Below are 20,201 nucleotides of genomic sequence, written 5' to 3' on the forward strand. Positions count from 1 at the left end.
CATTTAGGCCAGCCTTGCCCCCTTCAGATGGAGTTTCCCCCCGCGATGAGTACCGCAGCCCGAGTAGCCCCGACGTTCCCCGACAGCATTTTCCGCGCCTATGACATTCGTGGTGTGGTCCCCAAGACCCTTACCGCCGAAACCGCCTACTGGATCGGCCGCGCCATCGGCGCGCAGAGCCTGGCGCAGGGCGAACCGAATGTATGCGTCGGCCGCGATGGCCGCTTGTCCGGCCCGGAACTGGTGGAGCAACTGATCCAGGGCCTGGCCGACAGCGGCTGCCATGTCAGCGATGTGGGCCTGGTGCCAACGCCGGCGTTGTACTACGCCGCCAACGTACTGGCCGGCAAATCCGGCGTGATGCTAACCGGCAGCCACAACCCGTCGGACTACAACGGCTTCAAGATCGTCATTGCCGGCGACACCCTGGCCAATGAACAGATCCAGGCCCTGCACACCCGCCTCAAAACCAACGACTTGACCAGCGGCCAGGGCAGCATCACCCAGGTCGACATCCTGCAGCGCTACTCCGATGAAATCACCCGCGACGTCAAACTCGCCCGCCGCCTCAAAGTGGTGGTGGACTGCGGCAATGGCGCCGCCGGTGTAATCGCTCCACAGCTGCTCGAAGCCCTGAATTGCGAAGTCGTCCCGCTGTTCTGCGACGTGGACGGCAACTTCCCCAACCATCACCCGGACCCGGGCAAGCCTGAAAACCTGGTGGACCTGATCGCCAAGGTCAAGGAAACCGGAGCTGACGTCGGCCTGGCCTTCGACGGCGACGGCGACCGTGTAGGGGTGGTCACCAACACTGGCGTGAACGTGTTCGCCGACCGCCTGTTGATGCTCTTCGCTCGCGATGTGGTCAAGCGCAACCCCAACGCCGAGATCATCTTTGATGTGAAGTGCACCCGTCGCCTCACGCCGCTGATCAAGGAATACGGCGGTCGCCCGCTAATGTGGAAGACCGGTCACTCGTTGATCAAAAAGAAAATGAAAGAAACCGGCGCCCTGCTGGCCGGCGAGATGAGCGGCCACGTGTTCTTCAAGGAGCGCTGGTTCGGCTTTGACGACGGCATTTACAGCGCCGCGCGCCTGCTGGAGATCCTCAGCAAGGAAGAATCCACCGCCGAAGAGCTGTTTCAGACCTTCCCGAACGATATTTCTACGCCAGAGATCAATATCCATGTGACCGAGGAGAGCAAATTCAGCATCATTGACGCACTGCACGATGCGCAATGGGGTGAAGGCGCCAACCTGACGTCCATTGATGGTGTACGAGTCGATTACGCCAAAGGCTGGGGCCTGGTTCGCGCATCCAACACCACTCCGGTGTTGGTGCTGCGTTTCGAGGCGGATACCGAGGCTGAGTTGCAGCGCATCAAGGACGTGTTCCACGCCCAGTTGAAACGTGTTGCCCCTGATCTCCAATTACCGTTCTGATCTTTTACCGGAGCCCTGAATGACCCTCGAACGCGAAGCCGCTGCCAACACCGCCAAGGTCCTGTCCGAAGCGTTGCCTTATATTCGACGCTACGTCGGCAAGACGCTGGTGATCAAGTACGGCGGCAATGCCATGGAAAGCGACGAGCTGAAAACCGGCTTTGCCCGCGACATCGTGCTGATGAAGGCCGTGGGCATCAACCCGGTGGTGGTGCATGGTGGCGGCCCGCAAATCGGCGACCTGCTCAAGCGTTTGTCGATCGAGAGTCATTTTATCGATGGCATGCGCGTCACTGACGCGCAGACCATGGACGTGGTGGAGATGGTCCTCGGCGGCCAGGTAAACAAAGACATCGTCAATCTGATCAACCGTCACGGCGGCAGCGCCATCGGCCTGACCGGCAAGGACGCGGAGCTGATCCGCGCGAAAAAACTGACGGTCACCCGTCAGACGCCGGAAATGACCCAGCCGGAAATCATCGATATCGGCCAAGTGGGCGAAGTGATCGGTATCAACACCGACCTACTGAACCTGCTGGTAAAAGGCGACTTCATCCCGGTGATCGCGCCCATCGGCGTGGGCGCCAACGGTGAGTCCTACAACATCAACGCCGACCTGGTGGCCGGCAAGGTGGCCGAGGCATTGAAGGCTGAAAAGCTGATGCTGCTGACCAATATCGCCGGCCTGATGGACAAGCAGGGCAAAGTGTTGACCGGCCTGACCACCCAACAAGTCGACGATCTGATCGCCGACGGCACCATCTACGGCGGCATGCTGCCGAAGATTCGTTGTGCCCTCGAAGCGGTGCAGGGCGGTGTGGGCAGCTCGCTGATCATCGATGGCCGCGTACCGAACGCGGTATTGCTGGAGATCTTCACCGACACCGGCATGGGCACGCTGATCAGCAACCGCAAGCGCCCCTAAGCGCTGAATACAAAAAGGCCCCCGTTCAATCCGATTGAACGGGGGCCTTTTTTATGCGGGACCTGTAAGCACTGCCAGTCAAGGTGGCAGGGGCCTGTGTCAGACCCCAAACTGCTCGCGGTACGCACGTACAGCAGGCAAGTGCTGCTTGAGCTGCGGGTCATCTTCCAGGAACTGCAACACCTGGTTCAACGACACAATACTCACCACCGGAATGCCGAAATCGCGCTCAACTTCCTGGATCGCCGACAACTCACCGTTGCCGCGTTCCTGGCGGTTCAGTGCAATCAGCACGCCGGCCGCTTTAGCGCCTTCCTGGGAAGCGATGATCTGCATCACTTCACGGATCGCGGTGCCGGCCGTAATCACATCATCGATGATCAACACATCGCCAGTCAGTGGCGCGCCGACCAGACTACCGCCCTCGCCATGGGCCTTGGCTTCTTTACGATTGAAGCACCAAGGCAAATCGCGCCCATGATGCTCGGCCAGGGCCACGGCCGTAGCGGCGGCCAAAGGGATGCCTTTGTAGGCGGGGCCAAACAGCACGTCGAAGGACATACCGCTTTCAACGATGGCTGCCGCGTAGAAACGGCCCAACTGCGCCAGGGCCGAACCGGAGTTGAACAGGCCGGCATTGAAGAAATACGGGCTGGTCCGCCCGGACTTGAGGGTGAACTCACCGAAGCGCAAAACCCCGCGATCGATGGCAAAACGAATGAAATCGCGTTGATACGCCTGCATGAAAAAAGCCTCAGATACCACGGATTTAGCTAATTAGGTAGACGGCGTGTATCATACACGCACGCGATTTTTGGGGCCATTTATGCGGATCATCAGTGTGAACGTTAATGGTATTCAGGCTGCAGTCGAGCGTGGTTTGCTCAGTTGGCTGCAAGCCCAGAATGCCGACGTCATCTGCCTGCAGGACACCCGCGCCTCCGCCTTTGAACTGGACGACCCAGCCTTCCAACTGGATGGCTACTTCCTTTATGCCTGCGATGCCGAAGTGCCCACCCAAGGTGGCGTGGCTTTGTACTCGCGGTTGCAACCCAAGGCGGTCATCAGCGGCCTCGGCTTCGAGACAGCCGACCGCTACGGGCGCTACCTGCAAGCCGATTTCGACAAGGTCAGCATCGCGACCTTGCTGCTTCCATCAGGGCAGAACGGCGATGAAGACTTGAACCAGAAGTTCAAGCTAATGGACGATTTCGCCCGTTATCTGGATAAACAGCGGCGCAAACGTCGCGAGTACATTTATTGTGGCTCGCTGTACGTGGCGCAACAGAAACTGGATATCAAGAACTGGCGCGACAGCCAGCAATCCCCAGGCTTCCTGGCGCCGGAACGGGCCTGGATGGATGAGATTGTCGGTAACATGGGTTACGTCGATGCCCTGCGCGAAGTCAGCCGTGAAGGCGATCAGTACAGCTGGTGGCCGGACAATGAACAGGCCGAGATGCTCAACCTGGGCTGGCGTTTCGATTACCAGCTGCTGACCCCAGGCCTGCGCCGGTTCGTTCGCAGCGCACGCCTGCCGCGCCAGCCGCGCTTCTCGCAACACGCGCCGCTGATCGTGGACTACGACTGGACGCTGACCATCTGAGGTCTTTTCCCAGGCACAAAAAAACCGACATCGCTGTCGGTTTTTTTGTGGGCGGTCATTATTTAACCAAACGCCAGGTCAGCGGATAGCGATAAGCGATCCCCTTGTTGGCCTTGATGCCACCAATGATGGTCAGCACCACAGTGGCAATCGCCAGAGCCGTCATCAGGAAAAAACCAATCACGGCGAATGCCAGCACGATACAGACCAACCAGGCGATAGCCACGGTGATCTGGAAGTTCAAGGCTTCCTTGCCCTGATCGTCGATGAACGGGTCCACTTCCTTTTTCATCTGCCACAGAATCAGCGGGCCGACGACACTGCCGAAAGGGAACACAAACCCGAGAAACGCCGCGAGATGGCACAGCATTGCACTCTGCCGAACCTCGTAGGAAGGCGTAGGTACCGGCATTTGGCTGTCATTCATGGCGCTTCTCCTTGAGGCGGTTTCAGTCGGCCAGGGCGGCGTTCTGCAGTTCGAAAATTTCGCTCATGCCTTTCTGGGCCAAGGCCAGCATGGCGTTCAGATCGGCCGGCTGGAATGGCGCGCCTTCGGCGGTGCCCTGCACTTCGATGAAACCACCGGTGCTGGTCATCACGACGTTCAGGTCGGTCTCGGCGGCGGAGTCTTCCAGGTAGTCCAGGTCCAGCACAGGCTCGCCCTGGTACATGCCGACCGACACGGCGGCGATCATCTGCTTGAGCGGGTCGCCGGCCTTGAGGCCGCCACGCTTCTTGATCACTTTCAAGGCGTCGACCAGGGCCACCATGGCGCCGGTGATGGACGCGGTACGGGTGCCGCCATCGGCCTGGATCACATCGCAGTCAACATACAGGGTCACGTCGCCCAGCTTGGACATGTCCAGGGCAGCGCGCAGGGAGCGGCCGATCAGGCGCTGGATTTCCAAGGTACGACCGCCTTGCTTGCCACGGCTGGCCTCACGCTGGTTACGCTCGCCGGTGGCGCGAGGCAGCATGCCGTATTCAGCGGTCAACCAACCCTGACCCTGCCCCTTGAGGAAACGCGGCACGCCATTTTCGACGCTGACGGTGCAAATGACCTTGGTATCGCCAAACTCGACCAGTACGGATCCCTCGGCGTGTTTGGTGTAGTTGCGGGTGATGCGGATCGAGCGGAGCTGATCGGCAACGCGACCACTTGGACGTTTCATAGGGGATACCTGTACTGAGGACGAAAACTGCCGGGCATTATAGAGCCGCGAACCGCTTCGGGGCACTTCTAAAAATTCAGTTACGAATGCTCGGCCTGTCGGCCTTTGTTTGGGCGCACTCGCCCCACTGCGCTACAATCCTGCGCCTTCGCAGCCTGCCTGCTTCATTTACCCATCAGCCCGTGATCGCGGGACTGCAACGCGAGGTACCCGCATGGTGCACAGCATGACCGCCTTCGCCCGCGTCGAAAAAGCCGGCGTCCAGGGCACCCTGAGCTGGGAATTGCGCTCGGTCAACAGCCGCTACCTGGAGCCGCACTTGCGTCTGCCGGAGTCGTTCCGCGACCTGGAAGGCGCCGTGCGCGAAGCGCTGCGCCAGGGCATTTCCCGCGGCAAGCTGGAATGCACCCTGCGCTTTACCGAAGAAACCACCGGCAAACCCTTGCAGGTCGACCGCGAACGCGCGGCGCAACTGGTCGCCGCCGCCGAAACCATTGCCGACCTGATCCAGCGCCCCGCGCCGCTCAACCCTCTCGAAGTGCTGGCCTGGCCGGGCGTACTGGTAGCCGACGCTATCGACCCGCAGGCCCTGAATGCCGAAGCCCTCGCGTTGTTCAACCAAGGCCTGAAGGAACTCAAGGCCGGTCGTGAGCGAGAAGGTGCCGAGCTGGCCCGTCTGATCAACGAGCGCCTGACCTCGATCGAAGAGGATGTGTCGATCCTGCGCGAGCTGGTGCCGCAGATGCTGGCCACCCAACGCCAGAAGGTGCTCGACCGTTTCGCCGATATGAAGGCCGACCTCGACCCGACGCGGCTGGAGCAGGAAATGGTGCTGCTGGCGCAGAAAAGTGACGTCGCCGAAGAACTCGATCGCCTCAGCACCCACATCCTCGAAGTGCGCCGCGTGCTCAAGTCCGGCGGCGCCGCCGGTCGGCGCCTTGATTTCCTGATGCAAGAACTCAACCGCGAAGCCAATACACTGGGCTCCAAGGCCTTCGATCCGCGCAGCACCCAGGCGGCGGTCAACCTCAAAGTGTTGATCGAGCAGATGCGCGAACAAGTACAGAATATTGAGTAAGGCAACCTCCATGACCCACAGCACCGGCACCCTGTACATCATTTCCGCCCCTTCGGGCGCGGGCAAGAGCAGTCTGGTCAAGGCCCTGACCGACACCAACGATCAGATCCGCATCTCGATCTCCCACACCACCCGCGCCATGCGCCCGGGTGAGGTGAACGGCGTGCACTATCACTTCGTCGAGCGCACCGAGTTCGTGAAGATGATCGAGCACGGCGACTTCCTGGAACGCGCCGAGGTGTTCGGCAACCTCTACGGAACCTCGCAAAGCCACTTGCAGCAGACCCTGGATGAAGGCCATGACCTGATCCTGGAAATCGACTGGCAGGGCGCCGAACAGGTGCGCAAGCTGATGCCCAATGCGCGCTCGATCTTTATCCTGCCGCCCTCGCTGCAAGCCCTGCACCAACGCCTGACCAACCGTGGCCAGGACAGCGACGAGATCATCGATGGCCGCATGCGTGAAGCCGTCAGCGAAATGAGCCACTACGTCGACTACGATTACCTGATCATCAACGACGACTTTTCACACGCGCTGGAGGACCTGAAGGCGATTTTCCGCGCCAATCAGCTCCAGCAGAAGCGCCAACAACAGCGTTTTGGCAAATTACTGGCCGAACTGCTCGGCTGATTGACGCTTCCCAAAACCGCTGCAAGGGCTTTACATTGGCACTTGCAGCGGTTTGACGAGGCTCCGCGAAAAATCAGCGCTTCCCTAAACGCTGGTGATTTTTTAAACTGCTCAGTCCGCTCGCCCAACCGGGCAGCGCGCATCTTGCATTCGCTCCGAGGAATACCATGGCCCGCGTAACCGTTGAAGACTGCCTAGAACACGTGGATAACCGCTTTGAGCTGGTCATGCTCTCTACCAAGCGTGCCCGTCAATTGGCCACTGGCGGCAAAGAGCCTCTGGTCCAGTGGGAAAACGACAAGCCGACCGTTGTCGCCCTGCGTGAAATCGCTGAAGGCCTGATGAGCTACGAGTTCATCGCCAACGCCGAAATCGTTGAGGACGAACCGCTGTTCGCAGCGTTCGAGGACGAGTCCAACGAGGCCGTCTAAGCCTATGCCTGGTCGACGTAGCACGGCGCGGGGTCAAAGCCATCGGCAGGAGTTCACACTTTGCCGAGCATAGACGCCCTCGCCGATCGCTTATCGGCCTACCTCGGCCCAGACCAGGTCAATCTGGTCCGCCGAGCGTATTTCTACGCCGAACAAGCCCACGACGGCCAACGCCGCCGCAGTGGCGAGGCGTACGTCACCCATCCTCTTGCGGTGGCTAATATTCTTGCCGACATGCACATGGACCATCAGAGCCTGATGGCCGCGATGCTGCATGACGTGATCGAAGACACCGGAATCGCCAAGGAAGCGCTCAGCTCCCAATTCGGCGAAACCGTGGCCGAACTGGTCGACGGGGTCAGCAAACTGACCCAGATGAATTTCGAGACCAAGGCCGAAGCCCAGGCGGAAAACTTCCAGAAGATGGCCATGGCCATGGCCCGCGATATCCGCGTGATCCTGGTCAAACTGGCCGACCGGCTGCACAACATGCGCACGCTGGAAGTGCTGTCCGGCGAAAAACGCCGGCGCATCGCCAAGGAAACCTTGGAAATCTATGCGCCCATCGCCAACCGGCTGGGCATGCACGCCATTCGCATCGAATTCGAAGACCTCGGCTTCAAGGCGATGCATCCCATGCGCTCGGCGCGCATCTACCAGGCGGTCAAGCGTGCCCGGGGCAACCGCAAGGAAATCGTCAACAAGATCGAAGAGTCGCTGAGCCATTGCCTGGCCATCGACGAAATCGAAGGCGAGGTCAGTGGCCGGCAGAAGCACATCTACGGCATCTATAAAAAGATGCGCGGCAAGCGTCGGGCCTTTAACGAGATCATGGACGTGTATGCGTTCCGGATCATCGTCGACAAGGTCGACACTTGCTACCGCGTGCTCGGCGCTGTGCATAATCTGTACAAACCCCTGCCCGGCCGCTTCAAGGACTACATCGCCATCCCCAAGGCCAACGGCTATCAGTCGCTGCATACCACGCTGTTCGGGATGCATGGCGTGCCGATCGAGATTCAGATCCGCACCCGTGAAATGGAAGAGATGGCCAACAACGGCATCGCCGCCCATTGGCTGTACAAATCCAGTGGCGACGAGCAGCCCAAAGGCACCCATGCCCGCGCCCGCCAATGGGTCAAAGGCGTGCTGGAAATGCAGCAACGCGCGGGCAACTCCCTAGAATTTATCGAAAGCGTGAAAATCGACCTGTTCCCGGACGAGGTCTACGTGTTCACGCCCAAGGGGCGGATCATGGAGCTGCCCAAGGGCTCCACGGCGGTCGACTTTGCCTATGCGGTACACACCGACGTAGGCAACAGCTGCATCGCCTGCCGCATCAACCGGCGCTTGGCGCCACTGTCGGAGCCGCTGCAAAGCGGTTCCACCGTGGAGATCGTCAGCGCACCGGGCGCACGACCGAACCCGGCCTGGCTCAATTTCGTGGTCACCGGCAAGGCCCGCACACACATTCGCCACGCCCTGAAACTGCAGCGCCGTTCCGAGTCCGTCAGCCTGGGCGAGCGCCTGCTGAACAAGGTACTCAACGGTTTCGACAGCGCCCTGGACAAGATTCCCCAAGAACGCGTGCAGGCGATGCTTCACGAATATCGCCAGGAAACCATCGAAGACCTGCTGGAAGATATCGGCCTGGGCAACCGCATGGCCTACGTGGTCGCCCGCCGCCTGCTGGGCGAGGGCGAGCAATTGCCGAGCCCCGAAGGCCCGTTGGCGATTCGCGGCACCGAGGGCCTGGTGCTCAGCTACGCCAAATGCTGCACACCGATCCCGGGCGATCCGATCGTCGGCCACCTGTCCGCGGGCAAAGGCATGGTGGTGCACCTGGACAACTGCCGCAACATCTCCGAAATCCGGCACAACCCGGAAAAATGCATCCAGCTTTCGTGGGCCAAGGATGTCACCGGCGAATTCAACGTCGAACTGCGCGTTGAGCTGGAGCACCAGCGCGGCCTGATCGCCCTGCTGGCCAGCAGCGTCAACGCCGCCGACGGCAACATCGAAAAGATCAGCATGGACGAACGCGATGGTCGCATCAGCGTGGTCCAACTGGTGGTCAGCGTACACGACCGCGTACACCTGGCCCGCGTGATCAAGAAGCTGCGCGCCTTGACCGGGGTCATCCGCATTACCCGCATGCGTGCGTAGTTCTTCAACCCCGCCACTGCCTATTACAAGGAGTCATTCATGACCAAGACTGTTATCACCAGCGACAAAGCCCCGGCCGCCATCGGTACTTACTCCCAGGCAATCAAGGCAGGCAATACCGTCTACATGTCCGGCCAGATTCCTCTGGACCCAAAAACCATGGAACTGGTGGAAGGCTTCGAAGCCCAGACCGTGCAAGTCTTCGAAAACCTCAAGTCCGTGGCCGAAGCCGCCGGCGGTTCGTTCAAGGACATCGTCAAACTGAACATTTTCCTCACCGACCTGAGCCACTTCGCCAAGGTCAACGAGATCATGGGCAAGTACTTCGAACAGCCGTACCCAGCCCGTGCCGCCATCGGCGTGGCAGCCCTGCCAAAAGGCGCGCAGGTTGAGATGGACGCGATTCTGGTGATCGAGTAAAACACCCGGCGCAGCCCCCACAGGCTGCGCCGACCTCGTTTTAAAAGGATTTCATGATGCGCAAAGCGCTTGTAGCTTCTTCATTGCTCGCCCTGTTGCTCGGCGGCTGTGCCAGCAACCCTGCCGACCAAGACGTAAGCGGCACTTGGATCAATCAGGTCGCCATTGATGCGGCAGCCAAGGGCGGCCCTCTGCGTGAAGCGCTGCAAAGCTTTGGCCCGAACCTCGAATGGGAGGTCAACGTCAAGGCATCTCAAGCCCGTTACTACAACGGTTTTGAGGTCGCCGAAGGCAAGTTGCTCGGGCAACAATCCGGCGCCTGGAGCGTGGACTTCTATGGCAGCTCCGCCACCGAACTCAAGCGCAAAGGTAAGCAGTTGCTGCAAGTGGCCAACGATAACGAGCCCGAGCAACTGTTCGCCCGTGCTAAAGACCCAGCCCCGGAAGGCGCACCATTGGGCGCCAACTTCGAACGAGCGCTCTATGCCGCCTACCTGGGCGGCGACTGGAAAATCACCGACGGCTTCGGCAACGGCGCAATCGTGCAGTTCCAGGCCGACGGCAAGGTTGTCGGCCTACCCAAAGTCGACCGGTATTCGCTGTGCCTGGCAGGCGATTGCGCCTCTATGAGCGGCGGCTACGACAGCATCTGGCTGCAACTCAATGGCCAGGGCAACCCTTGGATTTTCATGCGCAAGGGCAAACAGCTGGAAATTTTCCAGGCGGTCAATACGGCACAGGCAGACGAAGTACCTTCGTTTACGCCAGGCCCACGCCAATGGCTGTTGGAAAAACAGTAACGACCCTTGCAGGCAGTTGAATGTGAGAGGGGCAGGCCCCTCCCACATTTTTCAGATCGTGTTTCAGCCCTTGAGGATCGCCGCGTAGCCTTCCCGGTAAGTCGGGTATGTCGGTACCCAGCCCAGCGCCTTGATCCGCGCGTTGCTGCATTGCTTGCTCCCCGCACGCCGCACACTGGCCTCGTCTGACCACTCTGTCACGCCCAGATAATCGCGCAGCCAGGCCACCACTTCGGCCAGCGGCGCCGGCGCGTCGTCCACACCGATATAGACCTTATCCAGCGAACCGCCCTTCTCCACATGCCGCAGCAAAAACGCGAGCAAGCCTGCTGCGTCGTCCGCGTGGATCCGGTTGCCATATAACGGTGGATCTACCGCCACCCGGTAACCTTGGCGCACCTGGGTCAGCAACCATTCGCGGCCTGGGCCGTAAATGCCGGTTAACCGCACAATGCTGGCAGGAATGCCGCTGTTCAAGGCAACCTGCTCGGCTTCGAGCATGATCTGCCCGGAATAGCCTTTGGCCTGGGTTTCGGACGTTTCGTCGACCCATTCACCGTTCTGCTGCCCATACACACTGCTGCTGGACACAAACAGCAGATGTTTGGGTTGCTGGCCGTAATCGCCGAGCCACTCCAGAACATGTTGCAGCCCCTGCACGTAAGCCGCGCGGTAGCCAGCTTCATCGTGATCGGTCGCGGCGGCGCAATACACCAGGTAATCCACGCCGCCGATTGGCCAGGTATCGGGGCAGTCCTTTTTGAACAGGTCACCGCCAATGCCGATCACCCCGACAGGCAAGCGCGAAATGTCGCGCCGCAGGCCGTACACCTCCCATTCCGAGGCAAGCAATTGGCTGGCTAACCGACTCCCCACATCGCCACATCCGACAATCACAACAGAAGGCGCGGACATCATAAAACTCCGTATTGAAAGGTCTAGGTTAGCCCTCTCAGTTGACCGACGGCCAGAAAAAGGGCAAATAAAGTTACTGTATTACTTCTGTTAACAAGAATTACTTGCAATAATGACCACCCATTTGTCCTCGCCCCTTGCTCTGGGTCTGGAAGGACAATCACTCATTCTTTCTCTCAGGTCCGGCCAGCATGACACGTAATACAACCCCCGCTTCGCCAACCAAGCCTCACAGCCCCTCCCGCGCCTGGCGCGCGATTGCTGCGCTGCTGTTCAGCGTTCTGCTGGCGCCGACCGCCGCATTCGCCGATGCCACCGCACCCGCCACACCTGCTGCCGCCGAGCAGAATGCCGCCACCCCGCCCGCACCGCCTGCCGCGCCAGTCGCCACCGACCCGGCCGCCCCGGCTGCGGACGACACCGGTGTGGTGCTGGAAGAGAACAACACCTTGGGCATGGCCCACGACCTGTCGCCCTGGGGTATGTACCAGAACGCTGACGTGGTGGTGAAAGCTGTGATGATCGGCCTGGCCATAGCCTCGATCATCACTTGGACCATCTGGATAGCCAAAGGCTTCGAGCTGCTGGGCGCCAAGCGTCGCCTGCGTACTGAAATCGTCCATCTGAAAAAGGCCACCACCCTCAAGGAAGCCAGCGAAAGCGCAGCCAAGAAAGGCACCCTGGCCAATACCCTGGTGCACGATGCACTGGAAGAGATGCGCCTGTCGGCCAACACTCGCGAAAAAGAAGGCATCAAAGAGCGTGTCGCCTTCCGCCTTGAGCGTCTGGTGGCTGCCTGCGGCCGCAACATGAGCAGCGGCACCGGCGTTCTCGCGACCATCGGCTCCACCGCACCGTTCGTAGGTCTGTTCGGCACCGTATGGGGCATCATGAACAGCTTTATCGGCATCGCCAAAACCCAGACCACCAACCTCGCCGTGGTTGCCCCCGGCATCGCCGAAGCTCTGCTGGCAACTGCTTTGGGTCTGGTGGCAGCGATCCCGGCAGTGGTGATCTACAACGTCTTCGCCCGTTCGATTGCCGGCTACAAGGCCCAGGTGTCGGATGCGTCGGCGGAAGTCCTGCTGCTGGTCAGCCGCGACCTCGACCACCTGCCTACCGAGCGCAGCTCGCAACCGCACATGGTGAAAGTGGGGTAATCGGCCATGGGCCTGCATTTGAATCAAGGCGACGACGAACTCGTCGAGAACCACGAAATCAACGTCACGCCGTTTATCGACGTGATGCTGGTGCTGCTGATCATCTTCATGGTGGCGGCACCGTTGGCCACCGTAGACATCAAGGTCGACCTGCCCGCCTCCAGCGCCAAACCGGCGCCACGGCCGGAAAAACCGATCTTCCTCAGCGTCAAGGCAGATCAACGTCTGTTCCTGGGCGAAGAAGAAGTCAAAGCCGAGACCCTGGGGCCGGTGCTCGACGCCAAGACCCAAGGCAAGAAGGACACGACAATCTTCTTCCAAGCCGACAAAGGCGTGGACTACGGCGATCTGATGAGCGTGATGGATGCCCTGCGGGCGGCCGGCTACCTCAAGGTTGGCCTGGTTGGACTTGAGACGGCAGCCAAGAAATGATCACGACGCGCCACAAACTGACGCGTTATGGCACCAGCCTCGCCGTCGTACTGGGCGTGCATGCCATCGCGATTGCCATCGCACTCCACTGGTCGGCGCCGCGCACGGTGCAGTTGCCGCCGGCTGCCATGGTCATCGACCTGGCGCCTGCTCCCGCACCGCCACCGCCTCCGGCCCCGCCGAAGGTGGTGACACCGCCGCAGCCGCCCGCCCCGGTGGAAGAGCTGCCGCTGCCAAAAATGGCCGAAGCGCCCAAGCCGACGATCCAGGTGCCCAAGCCGGTCAAGCCCAAGCCCAAACCCCAGCCGCCCAAGCCGGTGGAGAAAAAGCCCGAGCCGCCCAAGGAAAAACCTTCCGAGGAGCCACCGAGCGATACGCCGCCGACCCAAGCGCCACCGCAGAAATCGGCACAGCCTGCACCAGGGCCGTCGCCACAACAGCTGGCGGCCAAGGCGTCTTGGGAAGGCACGTTGCTGGCCCACTTGCAGAAGTACAAGAAGTATCCGCCAGGCGCCCAGGCCCGAGGCAAGGAAGGTCTGAACCGCCTGAAGTTCGTGGTCGATGCCGAAGGCAATGTGCTGTCCTACGAGCTGGTGGGCCTTTCCGGCAACGCCGACCTGGACCGCGCCACCCTGGACATGATCCGTCGTGCCCAACCGCTGCCCAAACCGCCGGCCGATATGGTCAAGAGCGGCAGCATCGAGATCGTTGCACCGTTCGTGTACAACATCGAAAAGCGTCGTCGCTGAACATGAGTGTGGCGAGGGGTAACCCTCGTCACTTTCAGCAAAATCCTCAGCAGTTCCCACTCAATCCCTAACAAACTTCTGATAACGTGCGTCTATCGATTGCAGCCGGTATGCTTGGCTCGCAACCTCATGGACGCCCGCTATGACTCTTACAGAATTACGCTACATCGTGACCCTCGCCCAAGAGCAACACTTTGGCCATGCGGCCGAGCGCTGCCATGTCAGCCAGCCGACGCTGTCGGTGGGCGTGAAAAAGCTTGAAGACGAACTCGGTGTGCTGATTTTCGAGCGCAGCAAGAGCGCCGTGCGCCTCACGCCAGTAGGCGAAGGCATCGTCGCCCAGGCCCAAAAGGTGCTGGAGCAGGCGCAAAGCATTCGCGAACTGGCCCAGGCCGGCAAGAACCAACTGACCGCGCCGCTCAAGGTCGGGGCCATCTACACCGTCGGCCCATACCTGTTCCCGCACTTGATTCCGCAACTGCACCGCGTCGCGCCGCAGATGCCGTTGTATATCGAAGAGAACTTCACCCACGTACTGCGCGACAAACTGCGCAACGGCGAGCTGGATGCGATCATCATCGCCCTGCCGTTCAACGAAGCGGACGTGCTCACCCTGGCGCTCTACGACGAGCCGTTCCAGGTGCTGATGCCCGCCTCGCACCCGTGGACCAAAAAAGCCAGCATCGACGCTGCCCTGCTCAACGACAAGAGCCTGCTGCTGCTCGGTGAAGGCCACTGCTTCCGCGATCAGGTGCTGGAAGCCTGCCCGACCCTCACCAAGGGCAACGACGGCGCCAAGCACACCACCGTGGAATCCAGCTCCCTGGAAACCATCCGCCACATGGTCGCCTCGGGCCTGGGCATCTCGATCCTGCCGCTGTCGGCGGTGGACAGCCATCACTACGCCCCCGGCGTAATCGAAGTACGCCCGCTTACACCGCCGGTGCCGTTCCGCACGGTGGCCATCGCCTGGCGCGCCAGCTTCCCACGGCCCAAGGCGATTGAGATCCTCGCCGACTCGATCCGCCTGTGCTCGGTGGCCAAGCCGACTGCGGCGAGCTAAGTAGCCGTATGACTGAGCTGTCGCAGGTGTCGGTGACGGCACTCAAGGGTGTCGGTGAGGCCATGGCCGAGAAGTTGGCAAAGGTCGGCCTGGAGAACCTCCAGGACGTGCTGTTCCATCTGCCCCTGCGCTATCAGGACCGCACCCGCGTGGTGCCCATCGGCCACTTGCGCCCTGGGCAGGATGCGGTGATCGAAGGCACCGTCAGCGGTGCCGATGTGGTGATGGGCAAGCGCCGCAGCCTGGTGGTGCGCTTGCAGGACGGTACCGGCGGCCTGAGCCTGCGTTTCTACCACTTCAGCAATGCGCAGAAAGAGGGCCTCAAGCGCGGCACCCGCGTGCGCTGCTACGGTGAGGCCCGGCCCGGCGCGTCGGGCCTGGAGATCTACCACCCGGAATACCGCGCCATCACCGGCGACGAACCGCCACCGGTAGATACCACCCTCACCCCGATCTACCCGCTCACCGAAGGCCTGACTCAACAGCGCCTGCGCCAGTTGTGCATGCAGACGCTGTCCATGCTCGGCCCCACCAGCCTGCCCGACTGGCTGCCCTTGGAGTTGGCCCGCGATTACCAGTTGGCGCCACTGGCCGATGCGATTCGCTACCTGCATCACCCCCCCGCCGATGCCGACGTGGACGAGCTGGCCCTGGGTCATCACTGGGCCCAGCACCGCCTGGCCTTTGAAGAGTTGCTGACTCACCAACTGTCCCAGCAACGCCTGCGCGAAAGCATGCGCTCCCTGCGCGCGCCGGCGATGCCCAAGGCCACGCGTCTGCCCGCGCAATACTTGGCCAATCTCGGCTTTACGCCGACCGGCGCCCAGCAGCGCGTAGGCAACGAAATCGCCTACGACCTGAGCCAGCACGAACCCATGCTGCGCCTGATCCAGGGCGACGTCGGCGCAGGCAAGACCGTGGTCGCCGCCCTCGCCGCGCTGCAGGCGCTGGAAGCCGGTTACCAGGTCGCGCTGATGGCCCCTACCGAGATTCTCGCCGAGCAGCATTTCATCACCTTCAAGCGCTGGCTCGAACCGCTGGGCCTGGAAGTGGCGTGGCTGGCGGGCAAGCTCAAGGGCAAGAACCGCGTAGCCGCCCTGGAGCAGATCGCCGCCGGTGCCCCCATGGTGGTGGGCACCCACGCGCTGTTTCAAGACGAAGTGCAGTTCAAGAACCTGGCGCTGGTGATCATCGACGAACAACACCGCTTCGGCGTGCAGCAACGCCTGGCCCTGCGCCAGAAAGGCGTGGGCGGACGCATGAGCCCGCATCAGCTGATCATGACTGCCACGCCAATCCCACGCACTCTGGCGATGAGCGCTTACGCCGACCTCGACACCTCGATCCTCGACGAATTGCCGCCCGGTCGCACCCCGGTCAACACCGTGCTGGTCACCGATACGCGGCGGGTCGAGGTGATCGAGCGCGTGCGCGGCGCGTGCGCCGAAGGGCGCCAGGCGTACTGGGTCTGCACGCTGATCGAAGAGTCCGAAGAGCTGACCTGCCAGGCCGCCGAAACCACCTACGAAGACCTCACCAGCGCCTTGGGCGAACTCAAGGTCGGGCTGATCCATGGTCGTATGAAACCGGCGGAAAAAGCGGCGGTGATGGCCGAATTCAAGGCCGGCAACCTGCAACTGCTGGTGGCCACTACGGTGATCGAAGTCGGCGTGGACGTGCCCAACGCCAGTCTGATGATTATCGAGAACCCCGAACGCCTGGGCCTGGCGCAATTGCACCAACTGCGCGGCCGCGTCGGTCGAGGCAGCGCCGCCAGCCACTGCGTGCTGCTATACCACCCACCGCTATCGCAGATCGGCCGCCAGCGCCTGGGCATCATGCGCGAAACCAACGACGGTTTTGTCATCGCCGAAAAAGACCTCGAACTGCGCGGCCCCGGTGAAATGCTCGGCACGCGCCAGACCGGCCTGTTGCAGTTCAAAGTGGCCGACCTGATGCGCGACGCCGACCTGCTGCCGGCCGTCCGCGATGCGGCGCAAGCCCTGCTGGAGCGCTGGCCGGATCATGTCAGCCCGCTGTTGGATCGCTGGCTGCGGCACGGTCAGCAATACGGCCAGGTTTGACGCTACAGAAGCAAAAGGCGTCGCGGATCCCCAACCGGGTCACAAAAAGCACTTATCCGACCAACACTTGTATCAAGCTGGTTATACTTCGGTGACTGTACGAAATTGGATCAGGCCATGTCAGAAGTTGCCCACGCCACAGCCCCGCTGGCCGCCCCGCCGGTTATCCGCGCCCTGCTCGCCAAGCTTGCCGTCAGCTACACGGAAGTCGCCGAACAACCGGGCCTGAATCCTGCGCAAAAGGTGCAGGCCGTGCTGTTGGAAGACGCGGTGGGCGCACTGATGGTGCTGTTTCCCCAGAACCAACTGCTGGACCTCAACCGCCTCGCCGAACTCACTGGGCGTCGCCTGACCGCCGTGGCGCCGGATCGCATCAAGCGCATGCTGGACAAGCACGACCTGAAACTGCTGCCGGGCCTGCCGCCGCTCACCAGTTCGCCATGCCTGTACGAAGGCAGCCTGCTCAACGAGCCGAGCCTGTTGGTGCATTCGGGCGAAGCCGGGCTGCTGCTGGAAATCCCCACCGATGCCTTCAAGACGATGCTCACCAAGGCCAGCGCCGCGCAATTCGGCGAGCCGTTGAGCAATATCCGCCCGAACCTCGACCGCCCTAATGATGACCGCGAGGAAATCACCCAGGCGATGCAGGCGTTCACCGCTCGCCGTATCCAGCAGCGCCTGGAAGCGACCATCGAAATTCCACCGCTGGCCGACACTGCGCAGAAGATCATCAAGCTGCGGGTCGACCCCAACGCCACCATCGACGACATCACCGGCGTGGTGGAAACCGACCCGGCGCTGGCGGCGCAGGTGGTGAGCTGGGCGGCGTCGCCGTACTACGCGTCGCCGGGCAAGATCCGCTCCGTGGAAGACGCCATTGTGCGCGTGCTGGGGTTCGACCTGGTGATCAACCTGGCGCTGGGCCTGGCCCTGGGCAAAACCTTGAGCCTGCCCAAGGACCATCCGCAACAGGCCACGCCGTACTGGCACCAGTCGATCTACACCGCGGCCGTGATCGAGGGCCTGACCCGCGCCATGCCCCGCGCCCAGCGCCCGGAAGCGGGCCTGACGTACCTCGCAGGCCTGCTGCACAACTTTGGCTACCTGTTGCTGGCCCATGTGTTCCCGCCGCACTTCTCGCTGATCTGCCGCCACTTGGAGGTCAACCCGCACCTGTGCCACAGCTATGTGGAACAGCACTTGCTGGGCATCAGCCGCGAGCAGATCGGCGCCTGGTTGATGCGTTATTGGGACATGCCGGACGAATTGTCCACCGCCCTGCGCTTCCAGCACGACCCGACCTACGACGGCAACTACGCCGAGTATCCGAACCTGGTGTGCCTGGCCGTTCGCCTGCTGCGCAGCCGTGGGATCGGTTCCGGACCGGACGAGGCGATCCCGGATGCACTGCTTGAGCGTCTGGGCTTGAGCCGGGACAAAGCTGACGAAGTGGTGGGTAAGGTGCTGGACGCCGAAGTCTTGCTGCGCGAATTGGCTTCGCAATTCACTCAGGGCTGAGTGTGGCGCCTGTCAGATAGCAATCGGGGGCAAGCCCCCTCCCACATGGGAATGCATTCCAAATGTGGGAGGGGGCTTGCCCCCGATAAATCCAACTCGGTCTAGCTGAAGAGCCCTACTTCTTTTTCTTCGGCTTCATGTACTTCGTCAGCCCCTGGAACCAGATTACCAGCGCCGGGTTGCCCTTGATCTGAATCGACTTGTCCTGAATCCCCGTCATAAACGCCAGTTGCTTGTTTTTCGCCTGCATCGTGGCGAAGCCGTAGGCGGCGTCTTTAAAGGCAATGGCAAACGCCGGCGCGGGGTGAACACCCGAGCGGCTGGTGATGCGCTGATCTTTGACGATGAAATGACGGGCTACCTTGCCGTCGAGGGTCTGCAACTGGAACGCCAGGTCTTTATCACCCAGCTGTTGCTGAAAGGCAGGGTTGGTGCGGCTGGCTTTGCCCATCATCAGGCCCAACACCCACAGGAGAAGACGAAATTTCATGCACACGGCCTCGGTGTAATTATTGAGTGGCCGCAGCAGTGTAGCGATTTGTCGGAAGAACGCCACCGATCTCGCGCTTTAGCGGGAGATCGGCTGGCGTTTAACGCTTATAGCAACATGTTGCTTAAACGTTAGGGCAAGGGACCGGTGCCCAGTCGGCCAGGTTTGGATCGCGGCAGGTGCCTTCGATCTGTGCCTTACCGGCGCTGGCGACCTGCTTGCTTTCAGCTTGCTTGGTCTGCGCGGTCTGCAGGGTTTTCTCGGTAGCGACGGCTTCTTTCGGCACCACCGGCAGCACTGGCTTCTTGGCCGGTTTCACAGCCTTTTTGCCCTTGGTCGGAGCAACCACCGGAGTGGTATCGGCAGTGGCCACGGTCACCACGTCGTTACGCTGCACGCCGACCTGTTGCAGGTCTTTCTCGTAAGCCTGGGTGTAGTTGTTCAGGTCTTCGGCGGCTTTGCCGTTGACCGCTACGATCAGGTCGTTGGATTCCTTCAGGCCGGCGACGATTTCCGCCAGGCGCTTGCGGCCTTCGGTGTCGTTGACGGTCTTGGCTTTGCGATCGGCCACCAGCTTGGTGAACGCGCTCTGGTAGCACTGCTGCGAGGCTTTGGCGTAGGCGGTGCTGCGGTCGATGTCGGACGCGCTCTTGTTGACGTCGGCCGCGTAGGACGCAATGCGCTGGTTGTCGTCGGCAATCTGCTTCTGACGCTCGGTGTAGTAACCCGCCGCGCCGCCGGCCAGGGCACCGCCCGCCGCGCCGATGGCGGCGTTACGGCCGCGCTTGTCCTTGTCGCCGCTCAACACGCCCAGCAGGGCACCGCCGGCAGCGCCGATGGCCGCGCCGGTTACGACCGACTTGGTCATGTCCGAATCGGTGGCACGCAGGTGCTGGACCGGCTCGTAGCAGCTTGGGTAGTACTCGACCTTGGTGCTCGACGCGACCTTGGACGCCGGCGACGTGGCGCAACCGGTCAGTACGGTGCTGAAACCGGCTGCGATCAGCAGCAAGTGACGCTTGGAAACCGCCTTACGGGAAAAAAGCATAAGTTGTGTTCTCTTCTAAGTTTGACTTGCCCAGCACGGCCGATGCCGCCTGAGTCCCTTCCAAGCTCGC

General features: G+C 61.4%; 21 protein-coding genes. 15 read left to right on the plus strand and 6 right to left on the minus strand.

The genetic code is table 11. The features are described 5' to 3' along the window. The coding region (locus YA0848_RS12355; RefSeq protein ID WP_232925100.1) for a phosphomannomutase/phosphoglucomutase at positions 1-1,443 on the plus strand (1,443 nt) is incomplete at its 5' end. Positions 1,444-1,462: 19 nt separating this feature from the next. Next, entirely contained in the window at positions 1,463-2,368 is a 906-nt protein-coding gene (argB, locus tag YA0848_RS12360) for an acetylglutamate kinase (protein WP_010207505.1), read from the plus strand. 99 nt (positions 2,369-2,467) lie between these two features. Here argB and pyrE read toward each other — a convergent pair whose 3' ends face one another. Then, positions 2,468-3,112 carry an orotate phosphoribosyltransferase gene (gene pyrE, locus YA0848_RS12365; protein ID WP_034101480.1) on the minus strand — a complete coding sequence of 215 codons (645 nt, stop codon included), beginning with the start codon at positions 3,110-3,112 and terminating at the stop codon, positions 2,468-2,470. 82 nt (positions 3,113-3,194) lie between these two features. On the opposite strand from pyrE, the gene YA0848_RS12370 reads away from it, so the two are divergent. After that, positions 3,195-3,974, plus strand: coding sequence for an exodeoxyribonuclease III (locus YA0848_RS12370; protein ID WP_003195493.1), 780 nt, complete (start codon positions 3,195-3,197; stop codon positions 3,972-3,974). Between the two features lie 58 nt (positions 3,975-4,032). Here the strand turns inward: YA0848_RS12370 and YA0848_RS12375 are convergent, their stop codons facing one another. Both YA0848_RS12375 and rph read right to left on the minus strand, forming a co-directional pair. Continuing rightward, positions 4,033-4,401, minus strand: coding sequence for a DUF4870 domain-containing protein (locus tag YA0848_RS12375; RefSeq protein WP_034101481.1), 369 nt, complete (start codon positions 4,399-4,401; stop codon positions 4,033-4,035). A gap of 22 nt (positions 4,402-4,423) precedes the next feature. Next, positions 4,424-5,146 carry a ribonuclease PH gene (gene rph / locus YA0848_RS12380; RefSeq protein ID WP_034101482.1) on the minus strand — a complete coding sequence of 241 codons (723 nt, stop codon included), beginning with the start codon at positions 5,144-5,146 and terminating at the stop codon, positions 4,424-4,426. 214 nt (positions 5,147-5,360) lie between these two features. Between rph and YA0848_RS12385 the strand changes: the two genes are divergently transcribed. From YA0848_RS12385 to YA0848_RS12410, 6 genes are all read left to right on the plus strand, one after another. Further along, positions 5,361-6,224, plus strand: coding sequence for a YicC/YloC family endoribonuclease (locus YA0848_RS12385; RefSeq protein WP_034101483.1), 864 nt, complete (start codon positions 5,361-5,363; stop codon positions 6,222-6,224). A gap of 10 nt (positions 6,225-6,234) precedes the next feature. Further along, the gene (gmk, locus tag YA0848_RS12390; protein ID WP_034101484.1) at positions 6,235-6,855 is read left to right on the plus strand and encodes a guanylate kinase; all 621 of its coding nucleotides are present in this window, start codon (positions 6,235-6,237) and stop codon (positions 6,853-6,855) included. Between the two features lie 167 nt (positions 6,856-7,022). Further along, entirely contained in the window at positions 7,023-7,286 is a 264-nt protein-coding gene (rpoZ, locus tag YA0848_RS12395) for a DNA-directed RNA polymerase subunit omega (protein ID WP_003176920.1), read from the plus strand. Between the two features lie 60 nt (positions 7,287-7,346). Continuing rightward, positions 7,347-9,452: a bifunctional GTP diphosphokinase/guanosine-3',5'-bis pyrophosphate 3'-pyrophosphohydrolase gene (spoT, locus tag YA0848_RS12400; RefSeq protein ID WP_034101485.1), complete on the plus strand. Its 2,106-nt coding sequence runs from the start codon at positions 7,347-7,349 to the stop codon at positions 9,450-9,452. Between the two features lie 39 nt (positions 9,453-9,491). Beyond that, positions 9,492-9,872, plus strand: coding sequence for a RidA family protein (locus YA0848_RS12405; RefSeq protein WP_003176922.1), 381 nt, complete (start codon positions 9,492-9,494; stop codon positions 9,870-9,872). A 56-nt stretch (positions 9,873-9,928) separates the two neighbouring features. Then, on the plus strand, positions 9,929-10,672 hold the full coding sequence (locus YA0848_RS12410; RefSeq protein ID WP_034101486.1) for a hypothetical protein: 744 nt from the start codon (positions 9,929-9,931) through the stop codon (positions 10,670-10,672). A gap of 63 nt (positions 10,673-10,735) precedes the next feature. Here YA0848_RS12410 and YA0848_RS12415 read toward each other — a convergent pair whose 3' ends face one another. Then, positions 10,736-11,587 carry an SDR family oxidoreductase gene (locus tag YA0848_RS12415; RefSeq protein ID WP_034115455.1) on the minus strand — a complete coding sequence of 284 codons (852 nt, stop codon included), beginning with the start codon at positions 11,585-11,587 and terminating at the stop codon, positions 10,736-10,738. A 191-nt stretch (positions 11,588-11,778) separates the two neighbouring features. Here YA0848_RS12415 and exbB point away from each other — a divergent pair, with 191 nt between their 5' ends. From exbB to YA0848_RS12445, 6 genes are all read left to right on the plus strand, one after another. Beyond that, positions 11,779-12,747 carry a tonB-system energizer ExbB gene (exbB, locus tag YA0848_RS12420; RefSeq protein WP_034101488.1) on the plus strand — a complete coding sequence of 323 codons (969 nt, stop codon included), beginning with the start codon at positions 11,779-11,781 and terminating at the stop codon, positions 12,745-12,747. Positions 12,748-12,753: 6 nt separating this feature from the next. After that, on the plus strand, positions 12,754-13,179 hold the full coding sequence (gene exbD, locus YA0848_RS12425) for a TonB system transport protein ExbD (RefSeq protein ID WP_003195519.1): 426 nt from the start codon (positions 12,754-12,756) through the stop codon (positions 13,177-13,179). Then, a complete protein-coding gene (locus YA0848_RS12430) occupies positions 13,176-13,928 on the plus strand; it encodes a TonB family protein (RefSeq protein ID WP_034101489.1) in 753 nt (250 codons plus the stop codon). Before exbD ends, YA0848_RS12430 begins: the two co-directional genes overlap by 4 nt. A gap of 142 nt (positions 13,929-14,070) precedes the next feature. Next, a complete protein-coding gene (locus YA0848_RS12435; protein ID WP_034101490.1) occupies positions 14,071-14,991 on the plus strand; it encodes a hydrogen peroxide-inducible genes activator in 921 nt (306 codons plus the stop codon). Positions 14,992-14,999: 8 nt separating this feature from the next. After that, entirely contained in the window at positions 15,000-17,075 is a 2,076-nt protein-coding gene (gene recG, locus YA0848_RS12440; RefSeq protein WP_034101491.1) for an ATP-dependent DNA helicase RecG, read from the plus strand. Positions 17,076-17,192: 117 nt separating this feature from the next. Then, a complete protein-coding gene (locus YA0848_RS12445) occupies positions 17,193-18,593 on the plus strand; it encodes an aminoacyl-tRNA deacylase and HDOD domain-containing protein (RefSeq protein WP_034115456.1) in 1,401 nt (466 codons plus the stop codon). A 115-nt stretch (positions 18,594-18,708) separates the two neighbouring features. On the opposite strand, the gene YA0848_RS12450 is transcribed toward YA0848_RS12445, so the two are convergent. After that, positions 18,709-19,083 carry a helicase gene (locus YA0848_RS12450; RefSeq protein WP_169902313.1) on the minus strand — a complete coding sequence of 125 codons (375 nt, stop codon included), beginning with the start codon at positions 19,081-19,083 and terminating at the stop codon, positions 18,709-18,711. Positions 19,084-19,207: 124 nt separating this feature from the next. Further along, positions 19,208-20,131, minus strand: coding sequence for a type VI secretion system-associated lipoprotein TagQ (gene tagQ / locus YA0848_RS12455; protein WP_034115457.1), 924 nt, complete (start codon positions 20,129-20,131; stop codon positions 19,208-19,210). Positions 20,132-20,201 lie beyond the last annotated feature (70 nt).

This window comes from Pseudomonas sp. S4_EA_1b (assembly GCF_016307435.1).
GTDB classification, from domain to species: domain Bacteria; phylum Pseudomonadota; class Gammaproteobacteria; order Pseudomonadales; family Pseudomonadaceae; genus Aquipseudomonas; species Aquipseudomonas rhodesiae.